1 protein-coding gene is annotated in these 1915 nt (G+C 54.7%); it reads right to left on the bottom strand.

What is annotated here, in order from left to right; translation table 11 throughout:
* Positions 1 to 481: 481 nt before the first annotated feature.
* Positions 482 to 1537, bottom strand: a complete 1056-nt coding sequence (locus V6D20_05590) for an IS110 family transposase (GenBank protein ID HEY9815264.1) — start codon at positions 1535 to 1537, stop codon at positions 482 to 484.
* Positions 1538 to 1915 lie beyond the last annotated feature (378 nt).

Genomic DNA, 1915 nt, shown 5'->3' with positions numbered 1-1915 from the left:
GGTGCACCCATCGGCTATCCATTCAATAGGAATTTGATTGTGCGGATTTCAAGATGATCCACACCCCAGTAAAAGGCGGACTGGCCGTTGGGGTGGATTATCGTTGGAGGCAAAAGCAACAAAATGAATGACGCTCTGGTCGGGAGCCCAGACGTTGTCAAACCAGGGAGAGTTATCCCCAGGCAACGACGCCATCGAGAATGGGCCCCCCACGCTCGTCGGAGATGGCCCGGTGCCTGGGGGTAACTCGGGAAGATTATCCCACCCAGGTGAACGGGGGTGTGGCCCCATCGAGTTGTCCAAAGCGAGTAACCCTGAGCCGACGGCTCCATTCAAGACCAGCAGTTCACCGCGGGATCGCCCATCCAGGAGGAATGGCACTAGCGCGTGCAAGGATTCATCTCCAGTGGCAACCGGGCTGATCAACAAGGGGTCCCAGTTAGGCGTACGGTTCCCGTCGGGTCTCAGGGTTAAAGTCATGTTAAGAAAGCTTTCCCACCAATTGTTCCAAATCGAAGGCTGTGCCGTTCTTCAACATGAAGTAAACGGCGCGACCGATTTTGTTGGCCAGGATGGTGTTGGCTTTGAATTTACCGACCTTGGCTTCCAGGCTTTCATAGTAAGTGGCGATCAAAGGACAATGGCGTTTGGCCAGCATGGCCGCCTCCCCCAGGGCCCAGCGCAAGTAGGGATTGCCCAGCTTGGCTCCGCGCAGACCCTTGATCTTCCCGGCGCTGGCCACCGTGCCTTTGACCAGACGGCAGTAGCTGCAAAAGCGTTGCACCGTTTCAAAGCGTTCGATGGTGTCGATTTCGTAGAGAAGAGTTAAGGCCAGGGTCTGGCCAATACCCGGCACGGTCTTGAGCAGAGCGTAATCCTTGGAGCGCAGGCGCCGGGTGGTTTTAAGGAGCTGGCCTTCCAGAAGCAGGATTTGTTCGTCGTAATGGCGGATCATGGTCAGGTGGGCTTGGAGGGAGAGTTGATGATGGGGATCAGGGTAGGACTGAATGAGTCGTTCCTCCCAGGGATCGCGATTGCGGGCGCCGCGAGCCACCGGTTCCTGGCCCTCGGCCAATTGGAAACACTGGATGCGCTTAATCAGATCGGCTCGTTCCCACACGTAACCGGCGCGTTGACGAAGCAGAGCGCGCACGGGGCGTTGGGCCGCCGGGTAAACGTAGGCGTAGGGGATGAGATTGGAGCGCAACAGATGGGCCAGTTTTTCGGAGTCGATGCGGTCATTCTTGTTTTTGCCACCATGGATGGCTTTGACATAAAGAGCGTGGGCCAGGACAAACTCCAGCTTGGCCTCGGCGCACTTATCAGCCAGCCAATACCAGAAGAAGAGGCATTCGCAGCAGATGGTGATGTCGTGTTTCCAGGGAGCGATCTTTTTGAGGAAGAAAGCGAAGTCGTTGTTTTTGATGTTCATGTGCAACAACTTTTTGCCCTCCCGATCCACGACACAGACGTACATGGAGCGAGCATGAAGATCGATTCCGCAGTTGAATTCTGTGGAGGATTGATAGAATCTCATCCGTAGACCTTTCTTTTTAAGGGTTAGGTTTATTGGCGCGGGGAGGAGCTTTCAATTACACCTCTCCGTGCCACCAAAATTTTAACATACCCATAGGGCTTAGATGAGTTTCAAGCCGTGGGAGCGAATCCCGAGCCTGCAGTGCACGTTTGCTGTGGAGTCTGAGCAGATTCATCCAATTGTTTCAGAGGGGACTCGGGCTCGCTCCACTCAGCGTTGGATGGAGCAGGTATGAGCGAGGAGAAACAATCTGCGCCGGGTCGAGTTACAGTGTTGTTGTTTTTTGGTCTGATCGCCATCTTCGTAGCTGGGTTCTTTTTGCCAGCGGGTCTTCCAAAGGCTGCAAGGGAAAGTGCTGAGCAGCTTGGCAAAATGAAA

The sequence above is a fragment of the Candidatus Obscuribacterales bacterium genome, assembly GCA_036703605.1.
Lineage (GTDB): Bacteria > Cyanobacteriota > Cyanobacteriia > RECH01 > RECH01 > RECH01.
Note: the sequence above shows the minus strand (reverse complement) of the source record. Positions and strands in the feature narration are given on the sequence as shown.